At 68.1% G+C, this 25,756-nt stretch carries 23 protein-coding genes; 12 read left to right on the forward strand and 11 right to left on the reverse strand.

From position 1 onward, the window contains the following. Nucleotide 1: 1 nt before the first annotated feature. The 6 genes from NED98_RS21100 to NED98_RS21125 all read right to left on the reverse strand — a co-directional run bounded on the left by NED98_RS21100 (nucleotide 2) and on the right by NED98_RS21125 (nucleotide 6,852). A complete protein-coding gene (locus tag NED98_RS21100) occupies nucleotides 2-1,333 on the reverse strand; it encodes a GumC family protein (RefSeq protein ID WP_265270127.1) in 1,332 nt (443 codons plus the stop codon). Between the two features lie 25 nt (nucleotides 1,334-1,358). Continuing rightward, nucleotides 1,359-2,270 carry an SLBB domain-containing protein gene (locus NED98_RS21105; RefSeq protein WP_265314373.1) on the reverse strand — a complete coding sequence of 304 codons (912 nt, stop codon included), beginning with the start codon at nucleotides 2,268-2,270 and terminating at the stop codon, nucleotides 1,359-1,361. 16 nt (nucleotides 2,271-2,286) lie between these two features. Continuing rightward, nucleotides 2,287-3,537 carry a porin family protein gene (locus NED98_RS21110; RefSeq protein ID WP_265270124.1) on the reverse strand — a complete coding sequence of 417 codons (1,251 nt, stop codon included), beginning with the start codon at nucleotides 3,535-3,537 and terminating at the stop codon, nucleotides 2,287-2,289. A 1-nt stretch (nucleotide 3,538) separates the two neighbouring features. Next, nucleotides 3,539-4,432, reverse strand: a complete 894-nt coding sequence (locus NED98_RS21115) for a peptidyl-prolyl cis-trans isomerase (RefSeq protein ID WP_265270123.1) — start codon at nucleotides 4,430-4,432, stop codon at nucleotides 3,539-3,541. 139 nt (nucleotides 4,433-4,571) lie between these two features. After that, entirely contained in the window at nucleotides 4,572-5,753 is a 1,182-nt protein-coding gene (locus NED98_RS21120; RefSeq protein WP_265314374.1) for a glycosyltransferase family 4 protein, read from the reverse strand. 139 nt (nucleotides 5,754-5,892) lie between these two features. Further along, nucleotides 5,893-6,852 carry a glycosyltransferase family 2 protein gene (locus tag NED98_RS21125; protein ID WP_265270121.1) on the reverse strand — a complete coding sequence of 320 codons (960 nt, stop codon included), beginning with the start codon at nucleotides 6,850-6,852 and terminating at the stop codon, nucleotides 5,893-5,895. A 157-nt stretch (nucleotides 6,853-7,009) separates the two neighbouring features. On the opposite strand from NED98_RS21125, the gene welK reads away from it, so the two are divergent. From welK to NED98_RS21145, 4 genes are all read left to right on the forward strand, one after another. Then, the gene (gene welK, locus NED98_RS21130; RefSeq protein WP_265314375.1) at nucleotides 7,010-8,038 is read left to right on the forward strand and encodes a beta-1,4-glucuronosyltransferase WelK; all 1,029 of its coding nucleotides are present in this window, start codon (nucleotides 7,010-7,012) and stop codon (nucleotides 8,036-8,038) included. Between the two features lie 184 nt (nucleotides 8,039-8,222). Then, nucleotides 8,223-8,462, forward strand: coding sequence for an XrtV sorting system accessory protein (locus NED98_RS21135; RefSeq protein ID WP_179513274.1), 240 nt, complete (start codon nucleotides 8,223-8,225; stop codon nucleotides 8,460-8,462). A gap of 82 nt (nucleotides 8,463-8,544) precedes the next feature. Beyond that, nucleotides 8,545-9,867: an ATP-binding protein gene (locus tag NED98_RS21140; RefSeq protein ID WP_265314376.1), complete on the forward strand. Its 1,323-nt coding sequence runs from the start codon at nucleotides 8,545-8,547 to the stop codon at nucleotides 9,865-9,867. A gap of 68 nt (nucleotides 9,868-9,935) precedes the next feature. After that, on the forward strand, nucleotides 9,936-11,114 hold the full coding sequence (locus tag NED98_RS21145; protein ID WP_265314377.1) for a glycosyltransferase: 1,179 nt from the start codon (nucleotides 9,936-9,938) through the stop codon (nucleotides 11,112-11,114). Here NED98_RS21145 and NED98_RS23325 read toward each other — a convergent pair. Continuing rightward, on the reverse strand, nucleotides 11,108-12,496 hold the full coding sequence (locus NED98_RS23325) for a sugar transferase (protein WP_349293072.1): 1,389 nt from the start codon (nucleotides 12,494-12,496) through the stop codon (nucleotides 11,108-11,110). The two genes, NED98_RS21145 and NED98_RS23325, sit on opposite strands and share 7 nt — an antisense overlap. A 290-nt stretch (nucleotides 12,497-12,786) precedes the next feature. Between NED98_RS23325 and NED98_RS21155 the strand changes: the two genes are divergently transcribed. Continuing rightward, on the forward strand, nucleotides 12,787-13,638 hold the full coding sequence (locus NED98_RS21155) for a metallophosphoesterase (RefSeq protein ID WP_265314378.1): 852 nt from the start codon (nucleotides 12,787-12,789) through the stop codon (nucleotides 13,636-13,638). Here the strand turns inward: NED98_RS21155 and NED98_RS21160 are convergent. Both NED98_RS21160 and NED98_RS21165 read right to left on the reverse strand, forming a co-directional pair. Continuing rightward, entirely contained in the window at nucleotides 13,628-14,959 is a 1,332-nt protein-coding gene (locus NED98_RS21160) for a NupC/NupG family nucleoside CNT transporter (protein ID WP_265314379.1), read from the reverse strand. The two genes, NED98_RS21155 and NED98_RS21160, sit on opposite strands and share 11 nt — an antisense overlap. Nucleotides 14,960-15,065: 106 nt before the next feature. After that, on the reverse strand, nucleotides 15,066-15,794 hold the full coding sequence (locus NED98_RS21165) for a dienelactone hydrolase family protein (RefSeq protein WP_265314380.1): 729 nt from the start codon (nucleotides 15,792-15,794) through the stop codon (nucleotides 15,066-15,068). Between the two features lie 82 nt (nucleotides 15,795-15,876). Between NED98_RS21165 and gpmA the strand changes: the two genes are divergently transcribed. The 4 genes from gpmA (at nucleotide 15,877) to NED98_RS21185 (ending at nucleotide 19,073) form a co-directional block, all read left to right on the forward strand. After that, nucleotides 15,877-16,563, forward strand: a complete 687-nt coding sequence (gene gpmA / locus NED98_RS21170; protein WP_265270114.1) for a 2,3-diphosphoglycerate-dependent phosphoglycerate mutase — start codon at nucleotides 15,877-15,879, stop codon at nucleotides 16,561-16,563. A 2-nt stretch (nucleotides 16,564-16,565) separates the two neighbouring features. Beyond that, complete coding sequence (locus tag NED98_RS21175; protein ID WP_265314382.1) at nucleotides 16,566-17,381, forward strand: protein-L-isoaspartate(D-aspartate) O-methyltransferase; 816 nt, start codon at nucleotides 16,566-16,568, stop codon at nucleotides 17,379-17,381. 151 nt (nucleotides 17,382-17,532) lie between these two features. Continuing rightward, nucleotides 17,533-18,009 carry a 5-(carboxyamino)imidazole ribonucleotide mutase gene (gene purE / locus NED98_RS21180; protein WP_265270112.1) on the forward strand — a complete coding sequence of 159 codons (477 nt, stop codon included), beginning with the start codon at nucleotides 17,533-17,535 and terminating at the stop codon, nucleotides 18,007-18,009. Next, nucleotides 18,006-19,073 carry a 5-(carboxyamino)imidazole ribonucleotide synthase gene (locus NED98_RS21185; RefSeq protein ID WP_265314383.1) on the forward strand — a complete coding sequence of 356 codons (1,068 nt, stop codon included), beginning with the start codon at nucleotides 18,006-18,008 and terminating at the stop codon, nucleotides 19,071-19,073. Before purE ends, NED98_RS21185 begins: the two co-directional genes overlap by 4 nt. Before the next feature lie 94 nt (nucleotides 19,074-19,167). On the opposite strand, the gene NED98_RS21190 is transcribed toward NED98_RS21185, so the two are convergent. Beyond that, the gene (locus NED98_RS21190; protein WP_179513283.1) at nucleotides 19,168-19,464 is read right to left on the reverse strand and encodes a polymer-forming cytoskeletal protein; all 297 of its coding nucleotides are present in this window, start codon (nucleotides 19,462-19,464) and stop codon (nucleotides 19,168-19,170) included. Then, nucleotides 19,454-22,276 (reverse strand): M16 family metallopeptidase, encoded by a 2,823-nt coding sequence (locus NED98_RS21195; RefSeq protein WP_265314398.1) that lies wholly within the window; start codon nucleotides 22,274-22,276, stop codon nucleotides 19,454-19,456. Before NED98_RS21195 ends, NED98_RS21190 begins: the two co-directional genes overlap by 11 nt. Nucleotides 22,277-22,483: 207 nt before the next feature. Between NED98_RS21195 and NED98_RS21200 the strand changes: the two genes are divergently transcribed. From NED98_RS21200 to NED98_RS21210, 3 genes are all read left to right on the forward strand, one after another. Then, the gene (locus tag NED98_RS21200) at nucleotides 22,484-22,936 is read left to right on the forward strand and encodes a MarR family winged helix-turn-helix transcriptional regulator (protein ID WP_265270108.1); all 453 of its coding nucleotides are present in this window, start codon (nucleotides 22,484-22,486) and stop codon (nucleotides 22,934-22,936) included. 131 nt (nucleotides 22,937-23,067) lie between these two features. Beyond that, the gene (locus NED98_RS21205; RefSeq protein ID WP_265314384.1) at nucleotides 23,068-24,468 is read left to right on the forward strand and encodes an efflux transporter outer membrane subunit; all 1,401 of its coding nucleotides are present in this window, start codon (nucleotides 23,068-23,070) and stop codon (nucleotides 24,466-24,468) included. Next, entirely contained in the window at nucleotides 24,465-25,679 is a 1,215-nt protein-coding gene (locus NED98_RS21210; protein ID WP_265314386.1) for an HlyD/EmrA/EmrK family protein, read from the forward strand. The genes NED98_RS21205 and NED98_RS21210 overlap by 4 nt, the downstream gene beginning before the upstream one ends. The last annotated feature ends 77 nt before the right edge of the window (nucleotides 25,680-25,756 follow it).

Raw genomic sequence — 25,756 nt, forward strand, 5'->3', positions numbered from 1 at the left:
TTCAGGCGCCATAAGCTGCGGTCGTCGCCGGTTCGTGCCGTTTCCAGCGGAACAGGCGGCGCCGGGTCGGCGGGGCGTTGCTGGCCATGATCCCGACCACCGGCACCCCGGCGATGTTGAGATCCTCCGGCCCGCGCACGCGGCGGGCGAGCAATTCGACCAGCATCGACAACAGCAACCCGAACAGGAAGCCGAGCCCGAGCGAGCCCGCGATCACCAGCGGCCATTTCGGGAAGATCGGCGAGGTCGGCTCGGTCGCATTGCCGAGCAAGGTCAGGCCGGTGATCGTCGATTCGCTCTTCTGCTGCTCGTCGGCGGCCTTTTGCACCGTCTTGGCATATTGATCGCGCAACACCGTGACATCGGCGGCGAGCTGCTGCGCCTCGGCGACCTTGCCGCGCTGCGCCAGCACCTTGCGCTGCTGCTCCGAATAGAGCGCGGCGATCGACGGACCCGCCGGGCCGCGCGAGACGCTCGGGGTCGAGGCGCGGGCGACCTGCGCCAGCGCGTCGCGCTGCTTCTTGAGTGCGATCAGATCGGGGTTGTTCGGCCCGAGCACCTTCTCGGTGTTCGAGATCGAGGCATTGATCTGCTCGAGCTGTGCCTGCGCGGGGCTGATCCCCGGATTGGTCACCATCGACCCGAGGTTGATCGCCGGCTGCGCCGCGGCGAGCGCGTTGAGCTTGGCGGTGTCGGCGTCGACATTATTGTCCTGCAGGATGATGCCGTTGGCCTTTTCGAAGTCGCTCTTCTTCTTCTCGGCGGTGTTGAGATCGGCGCGGACGCGATCGGCCTGCTTGCGGAACCACGCCTCGTTCTCGACCGCTTCGTCGCGGCGCAACGCCAGCGTCTCGTTGACATAGGCCGCCCGGACCGCATCGGCGACGCGCGCCGCGGTTTCCGGGTTATCGCTGGTATATTGGATCTCCATGATGTTGGAGAAATCGATCAGCTGCGCCTCGGTATTGTCCGAGATGCGCTGCGCCAGCCAGCGGCGGAAATCGCGCTTGTCGTCCGGCGAGCGGCGCGCATAGGCCGCGGCCATGTCGGGCGACGAGGTCCAGCCCAGATCATCGACCACCTTGCCGGTGATGCGATAATCCTTGATCAGCTCGGTCTGCGTCTGGACATAGGTCTTGGCGAAACCGGCGTTGACCATCTCGCCGGTGACCGGATCAGGCTTGACGATATCGAGGATCAGCCGCGATTTGCCCTGATAACGCGCCGGCAACAGGCTCGCGACCAGCATCGCGCCGAGAAAGCAGGTCAGCGTGGTCAGCACGGTGATCCACCGGCGGGCCCACAGGATACGGAAGAATTGCACGAAGCTCATGGGAACATGCTCCCTCGACGGCGGCTCAGAAGAACCGCTCGCCGATGACGATAGTGTCGCCGTTCTTGACCGGATCGGAAAGGTTCATGCGGCCCATCTCCTTCCCGTCGCGGAACAGCTTGACCTTTTTGTCGGAACCGCGCGGGGTCAGCCCCCCGGCGCGGGCCAGCGCCTGACGCAGCGTCATCCCGCGGTCGATGCGATAAGAGCCGGGCTGCGCGACCTGGCCGTAGATGTAGAAGGTCGTTGCGGCGGCGACATAGATCTTGTCGCCCGGTTCGACGAAAATGTCCTTGTCAGGCCCGCCGCCGGCGATGTCGCGCATGTCGAAATTGAATTCCTTGCCGTCGGCGCGGCGGATCTGCACGTCGTCCGATCCGGTCGGCCGCAGGCCGCCGACGCGGGCGAGGATTTCCGACAGGCGATAGGCGCGGTCGACCGGGACCAGCCCGGGATTGCCCACCTCGCCCAGCACCGTCACGTAGCGCGCGGTATAGCTGGCGACGATCACGCTCACGACGGGATCGGTATAGTAACCGCCCTGCTGCAGCCGGTGGCGCACTTCCTCGCGCAGTTGCAGCACCGTCTTGCCCTCGGCCGGGACCGACTTGATGTACGGCAGCTGGATCGTGCCGTCGACCTGCACCTGGACGCGCGGCTTGAATTCCTCGCGCCCGAGCACCGAGACCTCGATCACGTCGCCGACGCCGAGGACATAGCCGTCGGCGAGGCTGTTCTGCTGCTTGTCCTTGCCCGCGGCATCGGCCGCCGGACGCGCCGGCGCCGCCTGCGGCGCGGTGGGGACGGTCGACAGCGGTGCTTGCCCGGTGGACATCTGCGTCTGTTGGGCGGTGGCGATGCCTGGCGCGAGCGTGAGCGCAAACGAGGCGATCAGCAGGAGCGCGAGGCGTCGGAGAAGGCAGAGAGTCTGGCGCATGATTGCGTTACTCGGCTCAGAGTGTGAAGGAAGTGCGAAGCCCGATGAAATAGCTGTGATAATCATAAAGCGTGTTGTTGGTTTTGCGATCCTGATAGCCGCCGTACAGCGTGAAGGTCAGGCGGTCCGTCGGCAGGAACGACAGCGACGGGCTGATCGTATGGTTGCGCGAATCGGTCAGCGGTGGCCCGAACAACCCCTGCGATCCGAAATAACGTACCGTCCGGATCGAGCCGGTCAGGCTCGCGCGCAGCCGCCCGCTGAACGCATAATCGGCGGTCGCGTTATAGCTGCGGTTGATCTGATAGGTCGCGTCGTTGCCGAGCGACGGCGAGATGTCGCGCGAGGTGCCCAGCTGCAGATGCATATCGGGGGTCGGCACCGCGCTCAGTTCGGCATGCCAGCCGAAACCGTTGAAATCGCGCGTCGCGACCCCGTTGTCGGGGCGCACCATGACATAAGAGATGCCCGCCGAGCCGGTCAGCACCGCACCGATCGAGCGCTGATAGTCGAAGGTGATGCGCTTGGTCGAGAAATTGGCGGGGCCGAAGATCGCCGGGCGATCGGGATAGGAGGTATCCGTCTGGGTGAAGCGCAACGTCGCCTCGCCGTAGATCGGATCGCCATAAGCGAGGCCGCCGCCATAGGTATTGGTGCGGTAGTTGGCGATGCGGCGCCGCACTTCGCTGTTGTTGCCCGCGGTATGCTCGAACGTGGCGAGCGGGCGGAAGCCGCTGGCGCTGCCGCATTGCACTTCAGCGCCATAGCTCTGCGTCGTGGCGACGTTGCGCACGCTGCGGCGGTCGGTGACTCCCTCGGCCGAGATCGGGATGATGTCGCCCAGATCGCTCTGCATGCGCGAGAAGCCGGGGCGCAGATGCAGGAAGCACGGCCCGCCGACCAGCCCGAGATCGGCGTTGAGGCCAAGCCGCTCACGGTTCAGCTGCTTGTTGCGGCGGTAGAAATCATAGCCGGCAAAGCCGCTGAGAGTCAGCGAATTGCGGCCGAGCGCCTTGTTGACCGTCACGTTGAGCGTGGGCGTGACGCGCTCGTCGGAGCGCTTGCCCGACAGGATCGTGCCGGCCGAGCGCGCGACGTTGCTGTCGTGCACCTCGTCGAGGATCGCCTGTACCTGGATTCCCTCGGGCGGCGCACCATAGGCGCTCTGCGCCTGCGCCGCCATCGGACAGACGACAGCGATCGCCGCGACCGTCGCCAATCCATAACCTACGCACCGCCCGGGGGGAGTGTCGACGCGCCCTGCCACATCATTTCTCCTTTGCGGGAACCGCAGCATTCGCCGCCGGCGCGGCCGGGGCGCCAGGCGCGGTCTTCGTCTGGAACTGCTCGTTGATCTTCACCTTCGACTGCGCTTCCTTGATGATCTTGCCGAATTGCTCGCGGACCATGTTCTGGGTGCGCTGGGTGGTGAGGATCTGGCTCGCGATCTGGTTCGCCTGATCGCCCGAAATCGGCTGCGCCTGACGCTCGCGGATTCGCGCGACCATCACCGCATTGCCGTTCGGCAGAACGAACACGTCGTCGATCTTCAGGTTGGAAATCTGCTTCGCCGCATCGGGGGGGATGGTGAGCGAATCGATCACCGCGGCGCCGCGGCGATATTGCACCTTGTTCTTGTCGAGCAGCGCGATGATCTCGTCCATCGTCTTGAGCGGCCCCATCTGCTGCACGATCTCCGGCTTGACCGAGCCGACGATCAACTGGTCGACCGAGATCAGCTGGCGCTGGGCGAAGGCCTGCGGATTGTCGCGCACATAAGCCGCGGCCTCGTCGGGCGAGACCTTCGGCAGCGTCGAGCGGACATTCTCCTCGAGCAGCTGGATCAGCGTCAGGTCGCGCGCCTTCTGCAGCGTGATCGCCGCGGTCGGGGTCTTGTCCAGCCCGCGCGCGACGGCTGCGTCGGCGAGGATCTTGCGGTTGACGATCGACTGCAGCGCCGCCGGCTGCGCGCGCGCGCTGGCCTGCGGATCGGACGCGAGCGGCCCGAGCTCGAGCCGGACCTCGGAAGTGGTGATCTCCTTGCCGTCGACGGTCGCCGCGACCTGCCCGGTCGGCGCCGCGCCACCGCTGCCGCCCTTGCCGCACGCCGTGAGCGCGACACAGGCGAAAAGGATCGAAATTGTGCCGCTTTTCTTCATCATCTTCTTAGCATCCCCCCTGAAGGATAAGAATGAACAACGGTTTATAGGCGCAATCCCGCACTGATGATAGCGCGTCAACCTTACTGCTTAATGAAGTTTTTGCCTTGTTTCGGGATCCTAGGACGACGCTCACCCGAAATCATGCCCTTTCCGTCCCGAAATCGTAAATTCCGTGAAGCACGCCGTTCAGCGTGTCGCGGTAACGTGCGAGAATCGTGTCGCGCCGGAAAGGCAAAGTGCCGCCATTTTGCTGCCATTCGGCCAGCGCCTGTTTGCGCGGGCCGCTCTCGGTGATCAGCAGATCGAGCGCGCGCGCGATCGACGCCGGATCGCGCGCATCGGCGGCCAGCGCGAACGGGCAGTCGTCGAAATAGCCGTCGATCGCGGCGCCGCGCGGATAGACGATCGGGCATCCCGCGAGCAGCGCCTCGATGAACACCAGCCCGAACGATTCACGGCGCGAGGGCAAAGCGAAGGCGGTGCAGCCGTTCATCCATTGCTGCAGCGACGCCGGATCGAGCGCGCCGATGCGCCGGGCCTGGGCGCCCGCCGGGCGCAACGCCGCGTCGACCGCCGCCTCGCTGCCGGCATCGCCCCCGCCGGCGACCTCCAGCGCCACCTCGGGGTGCGCCGGCTGCAGCGCGGCGACGGCGTGCGCCAGCGTCGCGACATTCTTGTTGCGCCAGTGCATCAGGTGGAACGCGCTGCCGACGCGCGGCGGTGTCGCGCGCGGCGCGATCACCGTTTCGCTCGCCGGGATGCACGGCAGGTCGACGACCGGGTTGGCGCGCGCGCCGAACCTCGCCTCGCACCAGCGCGCGATCCACGGCGCGAACGCGATCACCGTCGCCGCTTCGTGCCAGATGCGCCGGTAACGCCGCGCGAGATCGGGGCGCGCGGTGATGATCTTCTGGTCGGTATTGCCTTGCAAGGTAACGAGGAACGGCACCCCCAGCCGCTGCGCCAGCCGCTGCGCGGCGAGCGCCTCGACGCTTAATTTGTGCGCGTGGATCGCGGCGACCGGCTCGCCGCGTGCCTTCAACTCGGCGAGGATCGTATCGGCGACCCGCCGCATCGCGGTGGCGAGTGCGACCCCGCGGCTCGGCGCGGCATAGCGCCAGCTTGCGATGCGGCCGTCGTCGGCAACCTTCTCTACCGCGCCGGGGCGCAGCCAGCCGCGCGCGCCGCCGCTGCGGTTGAGCGAGATCACGCGATGGGTGAAATCGCCCGCGGTCCCGTCCACCAACGAGGCGATAACGCGCGTCTTGGCCGGCTGGATCGCATCCGGATAATCCGCGCTGAGATGCAGGATCAGTGGCATCGCGCCCCCCTCGGCGACATGCTCCCGTCGCGCATTTCGCGCGGCACCGGTCCGCTCCCCCGCCCGGCCCCCCGCAAGCGTATCCTGACGGGAGGCGGGGTGGGGGAGCGGGCCGGCGCGGCCGTGTCGGAACAGGCGCTTAATAACCTGCCAGCCAATCGCGTCGTTGCCCCCAGATCTGGAGCAGCCGCGCGCGCGCCTCGGGCTCGCGCGTGGTGACCGCGCCCAGCCGGCGGGCGAGCCCCCACATCCACAATTGCGCGACGCCCAGCGGCACCAGCGGCTTCGCCCAGTGATCGCGCACCAGCGTCGCCTTGGCACGCATCACCGCGACGGTCTTGTCGGCGCGCTTGGCGGTCGACGCGCCGACGAGATGCATGATCTCGGCATCGGGGGTGATCATCGGGCGATAGCCCAATGCGCGCGCGCGCAGGCACAGATCGGCATCCTCGCCGTACATGAAATAGCGCCGGTTGAACCCGCCGAGCCGCCGCCACAGTTCGGTCGAGGTCAGCAGGAAGCAGCCGACGACGATATCCACCTCGCGCACGCTGTCGCGCTGCCACCCGCCCATCGCCTCCGGGTTGAACAGGGTCGAGCGCGGGAAGGCGCGGGCGAGTCCGCTGGTCTGGGTGAACAGGCTCCACGGGGTGATGCGCTGCCAGCAAGACGCCTGGTTGAGCGATCCGTCGGGAAACACCGTGCGGCCGCCGACGATCCCCGCTTTGGGATTGGCCTTGGCGAAAGCGAGCAGATTGGCGATCGCGCCGGGATGCGTCTCGGTATCGGGGTTGAGCAGGCACAGCCACGGCGTCGTCACGGTTTCGGCAACGAGGTTGTTGGCGGCGGCGAAGCCGATATTTTCCGGGTGCGCGATCGTCTCGATCTCGGGGAAGGCGGCGGCGACCGCGGCAGCGCTGCCGTCCGACGAGGCGTTGTCGAACACCACCACCCGCATCGCGACGTCGCCGGCATTGGCCAGCAATGTCTCCACCGCGCGCACCGTCAGATCGCGGGTGTTGTAGCTGACGATGATCACCGTCACTTCGGGCGAAGCGCCGCTGGTGCGAGCGGGTTCTTGGGACTGCGCCGCATTCATGCCTTAGCGTTAGCCGCCCGATACGCCGCGCGTCGAGGAGTTTTCCAAACGATCCGGCGTCATTCCGGCACATGCCATGTGATCCGGCGCCGGGGGACGGCTCGATTCGCGCCGCATGCTCGGCTAGCACGGCCTCCCTTGCCAGCGGAGACTGCCCTTGCCGAACGCCGACGCCCCCCGCCAGCCGCTCATCTGCCTCGCGGCGTCGGGCGGCGGCCATGTCCGGCAGATCCTCGACCTGAAGCCGGTGTGGGAGAAATATCCGCACTTCTTCGTCACCGAGGATACCGCGCTGGGGCGCTCGATCGCCGCCGAGGAGGATACCGCCTTCGTCCCGCATTTCGCGCTTGGCCAGGCCAAGCTGGGGCGGCCGTGGCAGATGATCGCGGAGGCGTGGCGCAGCATCTTCACCTCGTGGCAGATCATTGCGCGGCGCCGGCCCGATCTGTTCATCACCACCGGCGCCGGATCGCAATTGTTCGTCATGCTGTTCGCGCGGCTGCGCGGCGCGCGGGTGATCCTGATCGATTCGTTCGCACGCTTCACCCGCCCGTCCGCCTTTGCGCGGCTCGCCGGCTGGCTGGCGCATGTCCGCATCGCGCAATCGGCGGAAAGCGGGCGGCAATGGCGCGGCGCTTTGGTGTTCGATCCGTTCCGATCGCTCGATACGCCGCCGCCGGCAAAGGCGCCGCTGCTGTTCGCGACGGTCGGCGCCACCTTGCCGTTCGAGCGGCTGGTGCGGCTGGTGGAGGAGGCGCAGGCGGCGGGGGAGATCCCCGAGCGAATCGTGCTCCAGCGCGGGGTCGGCGGGCATGTGCCGGCGGGGCTCGATTCGGTCGAGACGATCCCGTTCCAGGAGGTGCAGCAATTGCTCGACCAGGCCGATATCGTCGTATGCCACGGCGGCACCGGCTCGCTGATCACCGCGTTGCGCGCGCATTGCCGGGTGATCGCGGTGCCGCGGCTGTTCGCGCTGGGCGAGCATTATGACGATCATCAGGCCGAAATCACCGCCGCCTTCGCCGAGCGCGGGCTGATCGAGGTGGTCGGCGCGGACGAGCCGCTCGGCCCGGCGCTGGCGCGCGCGCGGGCGCGCCAGCCGGTCGCGGCGACGACAGATCCATCCGAATTGATCGCTTTTCTCGACGGCGAAGCGGCCAGGCTCGCCGCGCGCAAGGCGCGATGATCCGGAATGACGGAAAGAATAGTGGTATAAAGGGCCAGGAAAACAGGCACGCAGTGCTGCGACTTGCGTTGACGCCGTTAACGAGCCATTTCCTCTCCCGGGGCTAAGGCGTGTTGAATTTGCTGCAACACGCTGGACGGGTGTCCCAATGCTGATTGCCGTTTCGTGAATCCAGAGGTGCTAGATGGAAACCCCGTTCGATTGGCTGACGCTCATGGTCTTCACCGGCCTGGTCGTCCTGCTGCTGCAGCGGTCGGCGGCGGAAAATCCGGTCGACAAATTGTGGCAATATGCGCCGCCGGCGATCGGCTGCGCGGTGGTCAATTATCTCGGCAACGAAGGATATGTCGTGGTCGCGATCGCCGGGCTGGTCGCGGTGATCGCCTATATTTATTACGTCCTTCGGCCGAAGATCAGCTTCTGATCGGATCCGCCGGGCGCGTCGCGCCTTTTTCGTACGCGGCGTGCTTGGCCGCAGCCCCGTCTCAGCCAATCCAGGACGCGTTATGATCTGGACCCGCATCGTGAATTTCCTGCTCGGCCGCCGGCCGGCCCCACCGCCCGAGCGCGTGGCGCTCGTCGTGCCGGCGCACGCCGGCCCGCTGATTCGGCGGGCGTCCGAGCTGCCTGAAGATGCGCACGCCGCGCCGCTGCCGCGTTTCCGCAGCAGCGCCGCCGATGCCAGCCGCCCCGCGCGCAGCGATCGCCAGCTCGATCAGCGCCGGCAGAAGCTGCAGCGCGCCTTCACCCCGTCGCAGCCGGTGCGCGACGAGCGGCGCTTCGCCGGGCGCAAGGAGACGTTGGTCTCGCTGATCCGCGCGGTGGAGGAACAGAATCTCCACGCGGTGATCTTCGGCGATCGCGGCATGGGCAAGACCTCGATGCTGCACGTCTTTTCGCGGCTGGCGCGCGAGGCGCGTTATATCGTGCGCTACACCTCGTGCAGCGAGACATCCGAATTCGATCCGATCTTCCGCGCGATCACCGCGGATATCCCGCTGCTCTACCACGCCGATTTCGATCCCACGTCCGAGGAGGCGGAACGCGGCGGCACGCTCGCCGATCTGCTGCCCGAACAGACGCTGACCCCGGTGCGGATCAGCGAAAGCCTCGCGCGGCTTTCGGGTACGCGGGTGCTGATCATGCTCGACGAATTCGATCGCGTGCAGTCGATCGATTTCAAGCGCTCGATCGCCGAGCTGATCAAGAATCTGTCGGATCAGTCGATCCCGGTGCAGATCGTGATCGCCGGGGTCGCCGGCAACCTCAACGAACTGCTCGAGCATATCCCCTCGATCCGCCGCAACGTGGCGGGGATCCCGGTGACCGGGATGGCCGACGACGAGGTGCGCGAGCTGATCCATATGGGCGAGGGCGCCAGCGATCTGACCTTCACCGACGAGGCGCGCGACGATGTCGTCAACGCGGCGCAGGGTTCGCCCTATGTCGCGGGTCTCGTCGCGCAATATGCTGCGAGCGATGCGCTCGATCGCGATTCGACCGAGGTCGAGACGCGCGACGTCCACAGCGGGATCAAGCGCGCGCTGGGCGAGGTGAAGGTGCGGATGGGGCCGGCGAGCCAGTTGCACCTCAGGGTGCTGCTTGCCGACGTGCCCCCCGAGGCGGTGGCGCCGCTGGCGCAGGAAGGGCTGCGCAACTTCGGCATGGTCCACGGCGGCAGCCCGAGCGACACGAAGCGCGCGATGGTGATCGCGCGCGCGGTCGAAGCCGGGGTGCTGGCGGCGGATCAATCGCACGGCGGCCGCGATTTCCGCTTCACCGACGACAGCGTCGCGCTCTATCTGTGGCTCGCGGCTTGCCTTGTGTGATTCGACGGGACTGATCACAGAGCGGACCGCGCCGCCCCACGACCGGTTCAGATTTCGAGGTCCCGCGCATGTCCGTCGATGTGGTTTCCCCTCCTAGGGCCGATTCCGGCGCGAGCGCGGGCGTTCCCCAGCTTTCGATCATCTCGCCCGCCTATAACGAGCGCGCCAATATCCGTCCGCTGGTCGCGGCGGTGGCGGCGGCGATGGGGGGGACGCGTTGGGAGCTGATCGTCGTCGACGATGACAGCCCCGACGGGACCGCGGAGGAAGTGTTCGCGATCGCGGGCGAGGGGTATCCGGTGCGCTGCATCCGGCGCATCGGGCGGCGCGGGCTCGCCTCCGCGGTGGTCGAGGGCGCGCTGGCGGCCAATGCCGCGGTGATCGCGGTGATCGATGCCGATCTCCAGCATGACGAAAAGCTGCTGCCCGCGATGCTCGCGCTGATCGCCGCGGGCGACAGCGATCTGGTCGTCGGCAGCCGGCATGTCGACGGCGGCGGGGTGGGCGACTGGTCGAAGGACCGGCAGGCGATGAGCAGCTTCGCCACCTGGTGCGCCAATCTCGCGCTTGGCACCGGGATCAGCGATCCGATGAGCGGCTTCTTCGCGATCCGCCGCGACGTGTTCCACGCCAGCGTCCACGATTTGTCGCAGCAGGGCTATAAGATCCTGCTCGATATCATCAGCTCCGCGCCGCACGCGCTTCGGATCACCGAAATCCCCTATGTCTTCCGCAACCGCGTGGAGGGGGAGAGCAAGGTCGATCTGATGATCATGCTCGAATTCCTCTTCCTGCTGATCGAGAAGGTGACCCGCGGGCTGATCCCGCCGCGCTTCGTGCTGTTCTCGGCGGTCGGCGGTATCGGGCTGGTCGCGCATGTCGCGGTGCTGCAGGCGCTGAAATCGTTCGGCAGCACCTTCCTCGTCGCGCAGACCGCCGCCACCGCGGTGGCGATGACGCTCAACTATGTCATCAACAATTCGGTCACCTATCGTTCGCAGCGGCTGCGCGGTCGCCGCTTCGTGATCGGCTATTTCATCTTCTGTCTCGTCTGCTCGATCGGCACGCTGGCCAATATCGGGGTCGCCGATCTCGTGCTCGCCGATGAGGGCAATTGGGCGCTTGCGGGGGTGGCCGGCGCGCTGATGAGCGCGGTGTTCAACTTCGGCGTCGCCACCCAGTTCGTCTGGTCGCAACGCCGCCGCCCGCGCCGGCCGAGGGTGAGGCGGTCGCCCGTCGCTCAATAAGCCTGCGGGTGGACGATCACCCGGATCGTGTTGAAGATGATCGAGATGTCGCGCGACAGCCGCCAGCCGTCGATATATTCGAGATCGGCCTGCAGACGCTTTTCGAGATCCGATTGCTCGTGGGTCGCGCCGCGATAGCCGCGGATCTGCGCCAGCCCGGTGATCCCCGGCTTCAACGTGTGGCGCAGCCAGTATTTCTGCGTCACTTCCCAGAACAATTTGTCGCCGGCGAGCGAGCCCAGAGCGTGCGGGCGCGGGCCGACGATGCTCATGTCGCCCTTGAGCACGTTGAACAGCTGCGGCAGCTCGTCGATGCTGGTGCGGCGGATGATCCGGCCGACGCGGGTGATGCGATCGTCGTCGCGGGTCGCCGAGCGATTGCCCGAAAAATCGCTGCTCTGCGCCTTCATGCTGCGGAATTTCAGGATCTTGAACGGCTTGTTGTCGCGGCCGAGGCGGGTCTGGGCGAACAGCACCGGACCGCGGCTTTCGAGCTTGATCGCGATCGCGACGAGCACCAGCAGCGGCGCGACGAACAGGACCGCGCCGCCCGCCAGCGTCAGATCCATCACACGCTTCTTGATCCGCGCGCCGAGCGACATCGGCCCGCGCGCGACGACGATCGTATCGTGCCCGTGATAACGCCCGATGCCGATCGCGCCGAGCGGGGTTTCGCCCTCCAGCAGCATCTCCGCGGTGACGCTATAGGCCTTCATCAGCAGCGCCCATTGGTGGCGCCGCTCCTCGGTGGTGGAGACGATGACGCGGTCGAACGGTCCGACCAGCGCGGCGAGCCGCGCCAGCATTTGCGGATCGTTGAGATCGGGCTGGAACCCGGCGGCTTCCGCGTCGAAAACGTGATAGGCGCCCGGCCGCGGCGGCACCCCGTCGATGATCAGCAATTCGCCGATCAGCCCGCCCGGCACCGGGCTGACGAAACACATCGCGAAGATCAGCCGCCCCATCGCGATGAACGCCATGCTGCTGACGATCGACACGCCGAACGCGGCGCGCGACACCAGCGGCCCGGCATATTGGAAGAACAGCAGCAGCGCGACCGCGCTGGTCGCCATGACGAAGGCCCCCAGCGCGCGGCGCAGCGATTCGGACAATCGTTCGAGCGCGATGCGCGAGATCGCGCCGTTGCGCGAGGCGAACAGCAGGTGAAGCGGCAGGATCAGCCAGCCGAGCTCGATCCCGTTGGGCGCCAGCCAGCGCCAGTCGCGGATCACGCGGCCGACCGAGAAGCCGGCGCGGATCGCGGCGATGTCGCACAGGCACAGCCCGAGGAAGAGCAGCCCGCGGACCTTGCCCTTGTCGAGGCGGATCGCGGGCGGGTTGCCGGCGACAGGCGATTCGGCGGTCGCGGTCGTCGTCGTCACGCCCTTCAACTCCACTTCCTTCCGCGGAACATTGAAAACGTCCGCAACGCCACTGGCCGCCGACGAATTTCGATCTCCCCGGATCCCTGAATCCGATACGACGCGCGGTCGCACAATATCCTCCCGTCTAGCGGGCAATAGTTGACGGCTAGTTTGCCGCCATAATGAGGGCTTCGCCAGCCCCCACATTCGTTTCGCTTTGGGACGTGCGACGGACGCGATGCCCGGCGCGACGATTCGTGCCGCATAAGGGGCTGGCGTCGCCTGTCCCCCCGTGACTATCACCATTTATGCGCCGGCCGATCGTGTTCATCGCCGCAATCGCGGCCCTGGCCCTCGTGGCGATAATCGCGATCGGCGTGCGCAATGGCCGCGCCGATCCGGTGCGGCGCACCGCCGCGATCGCGCTGCCCGATTGGCCGCGCGGCGCCGCGCCGGTGCGCGTCATGCTGTTGAGTGACCTGCATTACGGCAATTGGAGCACCGATCGCGCGCGGCTCGAACGCGTGGTGGCGCAAGTCGCGGCGGCGCGGCCCGATCTGGTGCTGATCGCCGGCGATCTGCTCGCCGGCTACGGCCGGGACGATGCGCCGGCGCGGGCGCGCGAGGTCGCCGCGGCGCTGGGCCGCCTCGCGCCGCCGCTGGGGACGTTCGTGGTGTTCGGCAATCACGATGCGGAGGTCGGCGACGTGCTGCGCCATGCGTTGGCCAAGGCGGGAATCCACGCGACCGAGAATGTCGCGGTCCGCGCCGGGCCGCTCGGGCTCGGCCTGTCGGGCGATACCGCAGCGGGGACGGCGCGGCTCGGCCCGGTGTTCGTCGGGCTCGACCGGCTCGCACGCCGCGCCCCGCTCGCGCGGGTCTATCTCACCCACGCGCCGAGCCTCGTGCAATTCCTCCCGGCGGATCACGCACTGCTGCTCGCCGGGCACACGCATTGCGGGCAGATCGTGCTGCCGATCGTCGGGCCGTTGATCAACGTCTCGCGGGTGGACGGCAATCGCTACCGCTGCGGGCTGATCCGCGACGGCGGGCGCATCGTGGTGGTTTCCGCCGGGATCGGGACCAGCAATGTCCCGCTGCGCTTCGGCGCGCCGCCCGACATGTGGCTGCTGACGCTGGGCCCCGCCGCTACCCGATAAGCAACCCCGCCAGCGCGGCCGACATCAGGTTGGCGAGGCTGCCGGCGAACAAGGCGCGGAGGCCGAGCCGCGCGATCGTCGGGCGCTGGTTGGGGGCGAGGCTGCCGGTCACCGCCATCTGGATCGCGATCGACGAGAAATTGGCGAACCCGCAAAGCGCAAAGGTGACGATCGCCACCGTCCGCTGGCTCAACTGCGCCTGCTGCTCGCCGAGCGAGATATAGGCGACGAATTCGTTGAGCACGATCTTCTGCCCGAACAATCCGCCCGCGATCCCCGCCTCGTGCCACGGCACGTTGAGGAGGTACATGACCGGCGCGAAGACATAGCCGAGCAGCCCCTGGAAGCTCAGTTCGGGATAGCCGAACCACGCGCCGATGCCGCCGAGGATGCCGTTGGCGAGCGCGACGAGCGCGACGAACGCCAGCACCATCGCCCCCACCGCCACCGCCAGCCGCACGCCGGTCTGCGCGCCCTGTGCCGCGGCCATGATGATATTGGCGGGCTTTTCCTCGTCATGCGTCGCCTGCGGCATCGGCTCGCCGGGCGTGCCCTCGGGGAGCAGCGCCGCCGGCCCCTTGCCGCTGATCCGCGCCTCGGCGAGCGCGATCTGGCGATCTTCCTCGCTCATGTCGCCGAGCGGCAGTTCCCCCTCGGCGGGCTCGTGGCGATCGGGCATGATGATCTTGGCCATCAGGATCCCGCCCGGCGCGGCCATGAACGAGGCGGCGAGCAGATAGTCGATCTTGATCCCCATCGAGGCATAAGCCGCGAGGATCGTCCCCGCGACCCCCGCCATCCCGCTGGTCATCACGGTGAACAGCTGCGCGGGGGTGAGCGCGGCGAGATAGGGGCGGATCACCAGCGGGGATTCGGATTGGCCGACGAAGATATTGGCCGCGGCGCACAGGCTTTCGACCTTGCTCACCCCGATCACCTTCTCGATCGCGCCGCCGATCCAGCGCACGATGAGCTGCATGATCCCGAGATAATAAAGGATCGAGACCAGCGCGGCGAAGAAGATGATCACCGGCAGCGCCTGGATCGCGAAATTCTTGCCCAGCGGGTCGCTGGCGAGCTTGCCGAACAGGAAGGATGTGCCGGCATTGGCATAGGACAGGAGGTTCGCCACCCCGCCCGACAGGAAGGCGAGTATATGGCGCCCGGCGGGCACATAGAGCACCAGCACCGCGATCCCCGCCTGGAGCGCGAACGCCGCGCCGACGACGCGTGGCCGGATCGCGCGGCGATCGGTCGACAAGGCCAGCGCGATCAACAGGATCACGGCGATACCGGCGATGCCGATGAGGAAACGTTGCATGGATACCCGCGTTGTTGTGAGCGACGCGGCCCCCCGCGTGACCCCCCACCTTTACACGGCCGTCACCAGCCCGCCAGCCTTTTGCGCCGAGATATTTACCGCCGGTTCAGACGAACAATTCGGCGAGGAAATCCTGCATCGCCTTCCAGCTGCGCCGGTCGGCGCGCGGCTCATAAGCGAGGCCGGGGTTCGTGCTGACGCCCTTCAGCTCGATATCGGTGAAGGCATGGCCGGCATTGCCATAAGCGTGGATCTGCCAGTCGGCGCCGCTTTCGGTCAGCTCGCGGCCGAGCGCGACCATCGTGTCGGGCGGGGCGATCGGGTCTTCCCAGCCGTGGCAGACGAGCAATTTGGCGGCGATCGGCGCGACATTGGCATAGTCCGGCCGGTCGTAGACGCCGTGGAAGCTCACCCCGCCGAGGAAATCGAGCCCGGCGCGCGCCATATCGAGCACGCATTTGCCGCCGAAGCAGAAGCCGACCGCCGCCGTCTTGGCGGCGTCGACGTGCCCGAAGCCCTTGAGCGTATCGAGCGACGCGGCGAGCCGGTCGCGCAACAGCGCGCGGTCGGCGTTGAGCTCGTTCATATATTCGGCGACGTTGTCCGACGCGCGGGTCTTGCGCCGGCCCTGGCCGAACACGTCGCAGGCGAAGCCGACATAGCCGAGCTTGGCGAGATTCTCGGCGTGGACATTGTCGGCCTCCTTCTGGCCGAGCACGTTGGGGACGACGAGCACCCCGGGGCGCGGGGTCTCCACCTCGTCCTCATAGGCGATGACGCCTTCGAACGGGCCGCCGGGGCCGTCGTAAACCAGAGTCTGCCTGACGATCGCCATGATGATGCCGCTCCACAGTTCGAAGGTTGCCGGACGTTCATAACGCGCTACAGACCGGCGGCATCCATCGCAAGGAGTGCCAATGCCCCGCCTCGTCCTGATCCGCCACGGCCAGTCGGCGTGGAACCTCGAAAACCGCTTCACCGGCTGGTGGGATGTCGACGTGACCGAAAAGGGCGCCGCCGAGGCGCGCGCCGCGGGCGAGCTGATGGCTGCCAAGGGCCTCGATTTCGACATGACCTTCACCTCGCTCCAGACGCGCGCGATCAAGACGCTCAATCTGGCGCTCGAGGCGATGGGGCGGCTGTGGCTGCCGACCGAGAAGAACTGGCGCCTCAACGAGCGGCATTATGGCGGGCTCACCGGGCTCGACAAGGCCGAGACCGCGGCCAAGCATGGCGACGAACAGGTGCATATCTGGCGCCGCAGCTTCGACGTGCCGCCGCCGCCGCTCGAAGCGGGCAGCGCGTTCGATCTGAGCGGTGACCGCCGCTACGCCGGGATCGCGGTGCCCGCGACCGAGAGCCTCAAGGATACGATCGCGCGCGTGCTGCCCTATTGGGAGGAGCGGATCGCCCCGGCGCTCAGGCGCGGCGAACGCGTGCTGATCTCCGCCCACGGCAATTCGCTGCGCGCCTTGGTCAAGCATCTCAGCAACATTCCAGACGACGAAATCACCGGGCTGGAAATCCCCACCGGGCAGCCGATCGTCTATGAGCTGGACGACGCGCTCAACGCGACCGATCGCTATTATCTCAGCGAGCGTTGATCATGGCGCGGGCCGCCCGGCAGTGGTGGTGGGCGGCCCTCGCAGCGACGATCGCGGCGCCCGCCGCTGCGCATAAGCGAAGCGATGCGCAGGCGATGACCGCCGCGGTCAGGGCCGGGGTGCATCGCGCCGCGGCCGATGCCGACAATGCCGAGCTGGCGCGCGTGCTTGTCGCGATGGCGGCGGTGCCGCGCGACGCCTTCGTGCCGCCGGCGCTGCGCAAACAGGCATTCGCCGACCGCTCGCTCGAGATCGGCGACGGACAGACGATCTCCGCGCCCTCGGTCGTCGCGGTGATGACCGCCGCCGCGCAATTGCCGCCGCACGCCAATGTGCTCGATGTCGGCACCGGCTCGGGCTATCAGGCTGCGGTGCTGGCGCGGCTCGCCGATCGCGTCGCCTCGGTCGAGATCGTTCCCGATCTCGCCGCTGCGGCGCGCGAGCGGCTGACCAGGCTGGGCTATGCCAATGTCGAGGTGCGCGCCGGCGACGGCTATGCCGGCTGGCCCGAACGCGCGCCGTTCGACGCGATCATCGTCGCGGCGGGGAGCGACAAGGTGCCCGCGCCGCTGCTCGACCAGCTCAAGGTCGGCGCGACCTGGGCGAGCGAGCAATTGCTCGTCGTGACCAAGACCGCGCCGGGCAAGACAATGCGCTGCTCGCTCGGCTGGACGATGTTCGTGCCGCTGACCGGCGCGGGCGCGCGCGACGAGCGGGTGCGCGGCGGGGTGTTCGACACTTCGATCCCCAATTGCTTTTCCGCACCGGTGATCGCGCCGACGTTCGTATCGGCGAAGGACGAGCCAAGCGAAGAATGACCCGTTCGCCCTGAGCTTGTCGAAGGGCGGCCCCAACTCTCGGGCGACAGGACGCCCTCCGACAAGCTCAGGGCGAACGGTGGAGAGGTATGATGTGCCGCAAATAATTGCAGGCATTGCCTCGCCGCGTGCGGGCCGCTAACCGCCCACAATGGCGCACGTCGGCATCATCATGGGTTCGACCTCCGACTGGGAGACGATGCGGCACGCCGCGGACGTGCTCGACGCGTTGGGCGTCGCGCATGAAACCCGCGTCGTTTCCGCGCATCGCACCCCGCAGCGGCTTTACGATTACGCCACCGCGGCGGCCGATCGCGGCATCCGGGTGATCATCGCCGGCGCGGGCGGCGCGGCACATCTTCCCGGCATGGCGGCGTCGATGACGCATCTGCCGGTGCTCGGGGTGCCGGTCGAATCCAAGGCGTTGAAGGGCATGGATAGCCTGCTGTCGATCGTCCAGATGCCCGGCGGCGTGCCGGTCGGCACGCTCGCGATCGGCAAGGCCGGCGCGACCAATGCAGGGCTGTTCGCCGCCTCGATCCTCGCGCTGGCCGATCCGGCGCTGGCGGAAAGGCTCAAGGCGTGGCGGCAGGCGCAGACCGACAGCGTGGCAGACGCGCCGCAATGACTTTGCTGCCCCCCGGATCGACGATCGGCATCCTCGGCGGCGGGCAGCTCGGCCGGATGCTCGCCTCGGCCGCGGCCGAGCTCGGCTATCGCACGCATGTCCTCGCGCCCGATCGCGAAAGCGTCGCGGCGCAGACCGCCTCGGCGATGACCCGCGCCGATTACCACAATCATGTCGTGCTCGCCGATTTCGCGGCGCAATGCGACGTCGTGACCTACGAATTCGAGAATATCGCGGTCGAGCCGGTCGAATGGCTTGCGGCGCGCGTGCCGGTGCATCCGACCCCGGCGTCGCTGAGCGCGGGGCAGGATCGCATCGCCGAGAAGAGCTTCGTCGCCGAGCTCGGCGGGCGCCCGGCGCGCTGGGCGGCGGTCGACAGCCGCGAAAGCCTCGATGCCGCGATCGCCACGATCGGCACCCCGGCGGTGCTCAAGACGACGCGGATGGGTTATGACGGCAAGGGACAGGCGCGGCTCCTGTCGCCGGCCGATGCCGACGCGGCCTGGGCGGCGATCGGCGGCCCGGCGGTGCTCGAGGCGTTCGTCGAGTTCAGCCACGAATTCTCGATCGTGCTGGTGCGCGGGCACGACGGCGCGATGGTGAGCTATCCGCCGCCGTGGAACGTGCATGAGGACGGCATCCTTGCGCGCTCGACCTTGCCCGCGCCGGCCGAGATCGCCGCGCAGTGGACCGAGGCGGCGGCGCTGACCGGGCGGATCGCCGAGACGCTCGGGCATGTCGGCGTGCTGACCGCGGAATATTTCGCCACCGCGGACGGGCCGGTGTTCAACGAAATGGCGCCGCGCGTCCACAATTCGGGGCATTGGACGATCGAGGGCGCGGTCACCTCGCAATTCGAGAACCATATCCGCGCGATCTGCGGGTTGCCGCTCGGCGACACCGCGCTGACCGCGCCGGCGATCGAGATGGAAAATCTGATCGGCGATGCGTGGGAGCGCTGGCCGGCGGTGCTCGCCGAGCCCGATGCGCATCTCCACCTCTACGGCAAGCGCGAGGCGCGGCCGGGGCGCAAGATGGGGCATGTCACGCGGTTGAAGCGGTGAATTGACCGGTCACCCGCGCAAGCCGGGATGACGGGAATGAAAACGGCCGCCCCGGCATCCCGGCGCGGCCGTTCGTTTGTCGGGTGCCTCGCGCTCAGGCGGTACGCGTGCCGTTCATCGGGAAGCTGCCGAACGCGCCCGCGCCGACCGAGCCGGTCACGGTGTCGCCGTCGATCGTCGCCTTCATGTCGAGCGTCATCGGCATCGGCACGGTCATCTGCTGCTTCCAGGTCAGCGTATTGCCGTCGACCTCGCCCGCGATATCGGCGGAGCCCATCGCGCCGGCGGCGGTGCCGGTGAAGGTCGCGCCCTCGCTCTTGATCGTCAGCGTCGTCTTCTGGTCGCCGAGCGGCGATTTCACGGTAACCTCGTAAGTGCCATCAACGGCCATTGTTGCTCTCCTCGTTCGCGCCCGCGATGGACGCAGCGGTGATGACCTCGACCGGCAGGCCGAGCGAGTCAAGCTGCGGCCGCACCGTCTTGGCGTCGCCCACCACCACCCAGACGAAGCGCGCCGGATCGATTACCCTTTGTGCCGTAGCGTTAAGTTCGTCGCGGGTCAGCGCGCGATATTTTTGCGTGATCGTGGCGTAATAATCGTCGGGGCGGCGGAACAGATCGTTCATCTGCATCGCGGCGAGCACCGCGGCCGAGGTCTCGAAATTCCCCGCGAGCGAGCGAGTCGCCCCGGCGATTGCGCGATCGAATTCCACCTGGGTCATCGGCCTGGTGGTGACGAAGGCCGAGATCTGGTCGCGCAGCGCGGCGATCGACGCCCCGGTCTTGTCCGCCTGCACCGGGGCGCGGACGACATAAGGCGCGGCGAAGGCGTTGCGGGTGAAATTGCCCGAGACGCCATAGGACCAATGCTTGCTCTCGCGCAGGTCCATGTTCAGCCGGCCGAGGAAATCGCCGCCCAGCGCATCGTTGACGGTGATCGCCGGCAACAGATCGTCGGTGCCCTTGAGCGCAGTGCGCAACCCGCCCGAGATCAGCGACTGCGGCGAATCCGGGCGATCGACGAGGATCACGCGCGGCGCGGGCAGGCTGCGGTCCTCGCGGAACAGCTTCTCGCCGCCCGTCCCGGTTGCACGCCAGTCGCCGAACGCGCGATCGAGCACGCCCTTCACCTCGGCGAGCGGGCGATCGCTGACGACGAAGATCTTGGCCTTGTCGGGGCGCAGCCACGCGCTGCGGAAATCGAGCAGGTCGCTGCGGGTCAGCCCGGCGACCGCCTTGGCGTCGCCGCTGCCGCGTGCCTTGGCATAGGGATTGCCCGCGCCGTAAAGCACCGGCGGCAGCACCCGTGCGGTAATCCCGCCCGGATCGGTCAGCTCCTGCGCGATCGCCGCGGTGAGCTGGTTCTTGACCCGCGGCAGCTCGCTTTCGGGGAAGGAGGGGGCGCGCGCGATATCGGCCCATAGCCCCACCGCCGGATCGAGATTGGCACTCGGGGCGCGGAAGCTCAACGTGGTGCGGTCCGCCGAGGAGCTGGTGTAGATATCGAGCCCGAGCCGCTCCTTCGCCTCGGCGAGCTTGATCGAATCGAGCTTCGCGGTGCCCTCGTCGATCATCGCCAGCGTCAGCGCCTGCGTGCCGAGCTTGTCGGCGACATCGGCGGCGGTGCCTGCGTCGAAGCTCAGCACCCCACGGGTGATCGGCACGGTGGTGCGGTTGGCGTAGATCAGCTCGATCCCGTTGGCGAGCCGTGTGCGCTCGACCCTGGGGAAGCTGAGATCGGCGACCGCGCCCGCGGCGGGGATCGGGCCGCGCGTATTCTTCGGCGGCAGCTCGGGGGCGGGGGCGACCTTGACCGGCGGGGGCACCTTCGCCTCGTCATAAGGCGCGCGTTCGCCGGGGACGACGGTGAGCGTATAGGCCGGGCGTCCGAGCCATTTGCGGGCCGCGTCGCGGACGCTTTGCGGGGTCTGCGCGGCGAGTTCGGCGAGCTGCTTCTTGTAGAAGCCGGGATCGCCCGAATAGAGCTCGCCCTCCGCCAGCGCGACCGCCTTGCCGCCGAACCCGCCGACCGATTCGAGCCCGCCGATGCGCTGCGAGACGCTGGTGGTCAGCACGCGCTGCACCTCGTCGGCGGTCGGGCCGTTCCTGGCGAGGTCCGCGACGATCTCGTCGAGCCGCTTCGACACCAGCGCCGGATCGACCCCGGGGCGGACGATCGCATTGACCGTGAACATCCCGACCTGCGCGAAATCGTCCGAATCCGCGCCGACCTCGACCGCGAGCTTCTCCTCCTTGACGAGGATGTTCTGGAGCCGCGAGCTCGCCAGCCCGCCGAGCACCGACGCCGCGACATCGAGCGGCACCGAATCGGCGTCGTTGAGCCCCGGGATCGCCCAGGCCTTGAGCACCAAGGGCGCGGCGACGCGATCCTTCATCACCTCGCTCTTGGCGGCGGCGAGCGTCGGGATGTCGACCTTGGGCAGCACGCTTTTCGGGCCCGCGGGGATCGCGCCGAAATATTTCTCGACCAACGGCCGGGCGGTGGCGACGTCGATGTCGCCGGCGAGCACCAGCACCGCATTGTTCGGGCCGTAATGATCCCGGAACCAGCCCTTCACATCGGCAAGGCTCGCCGCATCGAGATCGGCCATCGAGCCGATCGTGGTATGGCCATAGGGGTTGTCGGGCGGGAACAGCCCCTCGGTCAATTTGTAGCGGATCAGGCCATAGGGGCGGTTGTCGCCCTGGCGCTTCTCGTTCTGGACGACGCCGCGCTGCTCGTCGAGCGTCGCCTGGGTGATCGCGCCGGTCAGCCACCCCATCCGGTCGCTTTCGAGGAACAAGGCGCGGTCGAGCGCGGCGCGGGGGACCGTCTCGAAATAATTGGTGCGATCGAAATAGGTCGTGCCGTTGAAATCGGTCGCGCCGACCTGTTTGAGCGGCTCGAAGAAATCACCCGGCGCATTCTCGCTGCCGTTGAACATCAGATGTTCGAACAGATGCGCGAACCCGGTCTTGCCCTTGGGCTCGTGCTTCGACCCGACGTCATACCACACGCTCACCGCGACCACGGGGGCCTTGCGATCGGTGTGGACCACCACGCGCAGCCCGTTCTTCAACCTGAACTGCTGATAGGGGATGTCGATCGCGCGGACGAGCTCGGCAACGGGGGCGGGCTTGGCGGCCTGGGCGAAGGCCGGGGCGGCGAGAACCAGCGCGATCGCCGCGCCGGTGAGGGGCATGAAGCGCAAGAAGCAGACTCCTGAACGTCGTTGAGCCGAGGCTAGGCGGGGGCGAGCCGGGCGTAAAGCCGCGCCGTTCCTCCCGCCAAAGTTCACAAAGTTCACACGTGTGATGCCGTTTCCCCCGCCGTCATGCCGGATCAAGTCCGGCATGACGGGAGAGGGACCGATATTGCCTGCTTCGGCAATAGTTGCTAAAGCAACGATATGGAGCCGTTCACCGAGGCCAATTTCGTCCCCGATTCCTCGCCGGGCTATCTCGTGCGGGTGATCAACCAGATGAGCATGGCCGGGCTGGAACAGGCGCTTGCCGGTGAAGGGATCACCGCGACGCAATGGATGGCGATGGTTTCGCTCCATTTCCATTTCGCCGACACCTGCGGCGAACTCGCCCGTAGCCTGTCGCACGACAAAGGCGCGATGACGCGGCTGATCGACACGCTGGAAGAGCGCGGCTGGGTCGAGCGGATGCGCGCGGCGGACGATCGCCGGGTGATCCGGCTCGCGCTGACCCCCGAAGGCTATGACGTGGCGATGCGCGGACGGCGCAAGGTGATCGCGGCGTGGAATCACTGGCTCGCCGACTGGAGCGACGAGGACGTGACCGGGCTGGTCGCGACGCTCCAGCGGCTCAGGATATCGATGGAGAGGGCGGGTTGATGCGACGCTTGGTTCGTGAAGCGCTGAACCTTCCCGTTCGCCCTGAGCCTGTCGAAGGGCGCCCTGCCGTTCGAGAGGTTGGGACGCCCTTCGACAGGCTCAGGGCGAACGGCGCTTCTTCGCGCCGCGCTGTGACAATCCTCGCGCTCGTCACCGGCACCGCGCTTGCCGCCTGCGTGCCCGCCGACACGCGCCCGGCGGTCAGCCAGAAGGCGCCCGCCGATCTCGGGCTGGCCGGCGCGCCGATGCCGCAGGTCGATGCGCAATGGTGGCACGCGTTGGGCGACCCGCAGCTCGACCGGATCGTCGCCGAGGCGGTCGCGGGGAGCCCGACGCTCGATATCGCCGCCGCGCGGGTGCGACAGGCGCAGGCCGCGCTCGCCGCGAACAAGGCGGCGGACGGCCCCAATGTGACCTTCACCGCCGACGGCACCGGGCAGCGCCTGTCGGGCAATTACATCATCCCGCCGCCTTATGGCGGCACGGTGCGCTTCCTCGGCGACGCGACCGCCAATCTGGCGTGGAACCTCGATCTGTTCGGGCGGCAAAAGGCCGCGATCGCCGGCGCGCGCGCCTCGGCCGAGGCGGCAGCGCTCGATGCCGCGGCGGCGCGGCTGATGCTCGAGGGCGCGATCGTCTCGACCTATCTCGAGGTGGTGCGCGCCGAGCGGCAGGCGGCGCTGGCGCAGCGCACGATCGCGGCGCGGACGCAATCGCTCCAGCTCACCGACGTTCGCATCCGCAGCAACCTCGCGAGCAAGCTCGATCGCGAGGCCGCGGGGACGTTGCTCGCGCAGGCGCAACTCGCGCTGGCGCGGGCGGAAGCGGCGCGCGCGCTGGCGGTCAATGCGCTCGCCGCGCTTGCCGGGCGCGGCGCGGATTATCCCGCGACGATCGCCGCGACGCAGGTGCCGGTCGATGTGTCGCTGGCGCTCCCCGCGACGATCCCCGCCGACCTTCTCGCCCGCCGCGCCGATATCGCCGCGGCGCAGGCGCGGATCGCGGCGGCGGCGGCGGGCAAGCTCGTCGCGCGGCGCGCTTTCTACCCCGATATCAACCTCACCGCGCTGGCCGGGGTGCAGGCGATCGGCATCGCCAATATGTTCAAGGGCGATTCGAGCGTCGCCGGCGGCGGCGCGGCGATCCATCTGCCGATCTTCGACAACGGCCGGCTCAAGGCCGATCTGGCGGGCGCCACCGCCGGGCTCGATCTCGCGATCGCCGATTACAACCAGAAGGTGGTCGGCGCGGTGCGCGAATCCGCCGATGCGATCACCAAGATCCGCGCCGCCGAAACCGAGCGCGCGCGGCAGGCCGAGGTGGTGCGCGGCTATAGCGAGACCGCGCGGCTCAACCATATCCGCGTATCGAGCGGGCTCGCCTCGCGGCTCGACCTGATCGACACCGACGTGCGGCTGCTCGACGCGCAGCTTGCCGAAACCAATCTTGCCATCGACGCGCTTACCGCGCGCGCGCAGCTCGCCCAGGCGCTGGGCGGCGGCTTCGATCCTTCCCGGGGCATCACGCAATGACCGACGCAGAAAATCCCGCCTCCGCCAACGACGCACCGCCGCCGGCGGCTGCCGCGCCCGCCGCGCCGCCGCCTCCGCCGGCACGCGGCAATCCGCGTGCGCGCAGGCGGCTGCTGACGCTGCTCGCGATCGTCGTGGTGGCCGCAGGGCTCGGCTATCTTATCTTCGGGGTGTTGCTCGCCCCGCCGTCGGAAGAGACCGACGACGCCTATGTCGCAGGCGACGTGGTGTCGATCACCGCGCGCGACGCGGGGACGGTGGTGTCGCTCCACGCCGACAATACCGAGGCGGTGAAGGCCGGCCAGCCGCTGATCGACCTCGATCCGGCGACCGCCGACGTCAATCTCGCCGCCGCCGAGGCCGAACTGGCGCGCGCGGTGCGCGCCACCCGCGCCGATTTCTCCAAGGTCGGGGCGGGGAGCGCCGCGGTGATCCAGGCCGAGGCGCAGCTCGCCGCGGCGCAGGCCGATTTCGCGCGCCGCAAGTCGGCCGCCGGGGCCGGCGCGATCTCGGGCGAGGAATTGAGCCACGCCGCCGATGCGGTGAAGGTCGCGACCGCGACTCTCGGGCTCGCCCGCGCGCAGGAGGCGCAGGCCAAGAGCGCGGTGGTCGGCACCGACGTCAACACCAACCCCGCGGTGCTCGCGGCGATCGCCGCCTATCGCCGCGCCGCGATCACCCGCGCACATATGCATATCATCGCGCCGATCGACGGCGTGGTGGCGCAGCGCAGCGTCCAGGTCGGCCAGCAGATCCAGGCGGGGACGCCGCTGATGGCGGTCGTGCCGCTCAACCGCGTGTGGGTCGACGCCAATTTCCGCGAGACCCAGCTGCGCGATCTGCGTATCGGCCAGCCCGCAACGGTGGTGTCGGACATGTACGGCGGCAAGACGGTCTATCACGGCCGCGTGATCGGCGTCGGCGCGGGGAGCGGCAACGCCTTCGCGCTGCTCCCGCCGCAGAATGCCAGCGGCAATTGGATCAAGATCGTCCAGCGCGTGCCGGTGCGGATCGCGCTGGATGCGAAGGAGCTGGCGGCCAATCCGCTGCGCGTCGGGCTGTCGGTCAATGCGACAGTCGACACCGCCGACAAATCGGGCGCGCGGCTCGCGCGCGGGGCGGCGGTGCCCTATCGCGGCGATGTCGCGGTCGACGGCAACGATCCCGCGGTCGAGGCGCGCATCCGCCAGATCATCGCGGCGAACCGCTGAGGCGGGGCAGATGCATATGGCTCCGTTCGCCCTGAGCCTGTCGAAGGGCTGCACTTCTTCGGAAGAAAAGGCAGGGC

Origin of the sequence: Sphingomonas lycopersici (assembly GCF_026130605.1) — a bacterium.
Taxonomy (GTDB): domain Bacteria; phylum Pseudomonadota; class Alphaproteobacteria; order Sphingomonadales; family Sphingomonadaceae; genus Sphingomonas; species Sphingomonas lycopersici.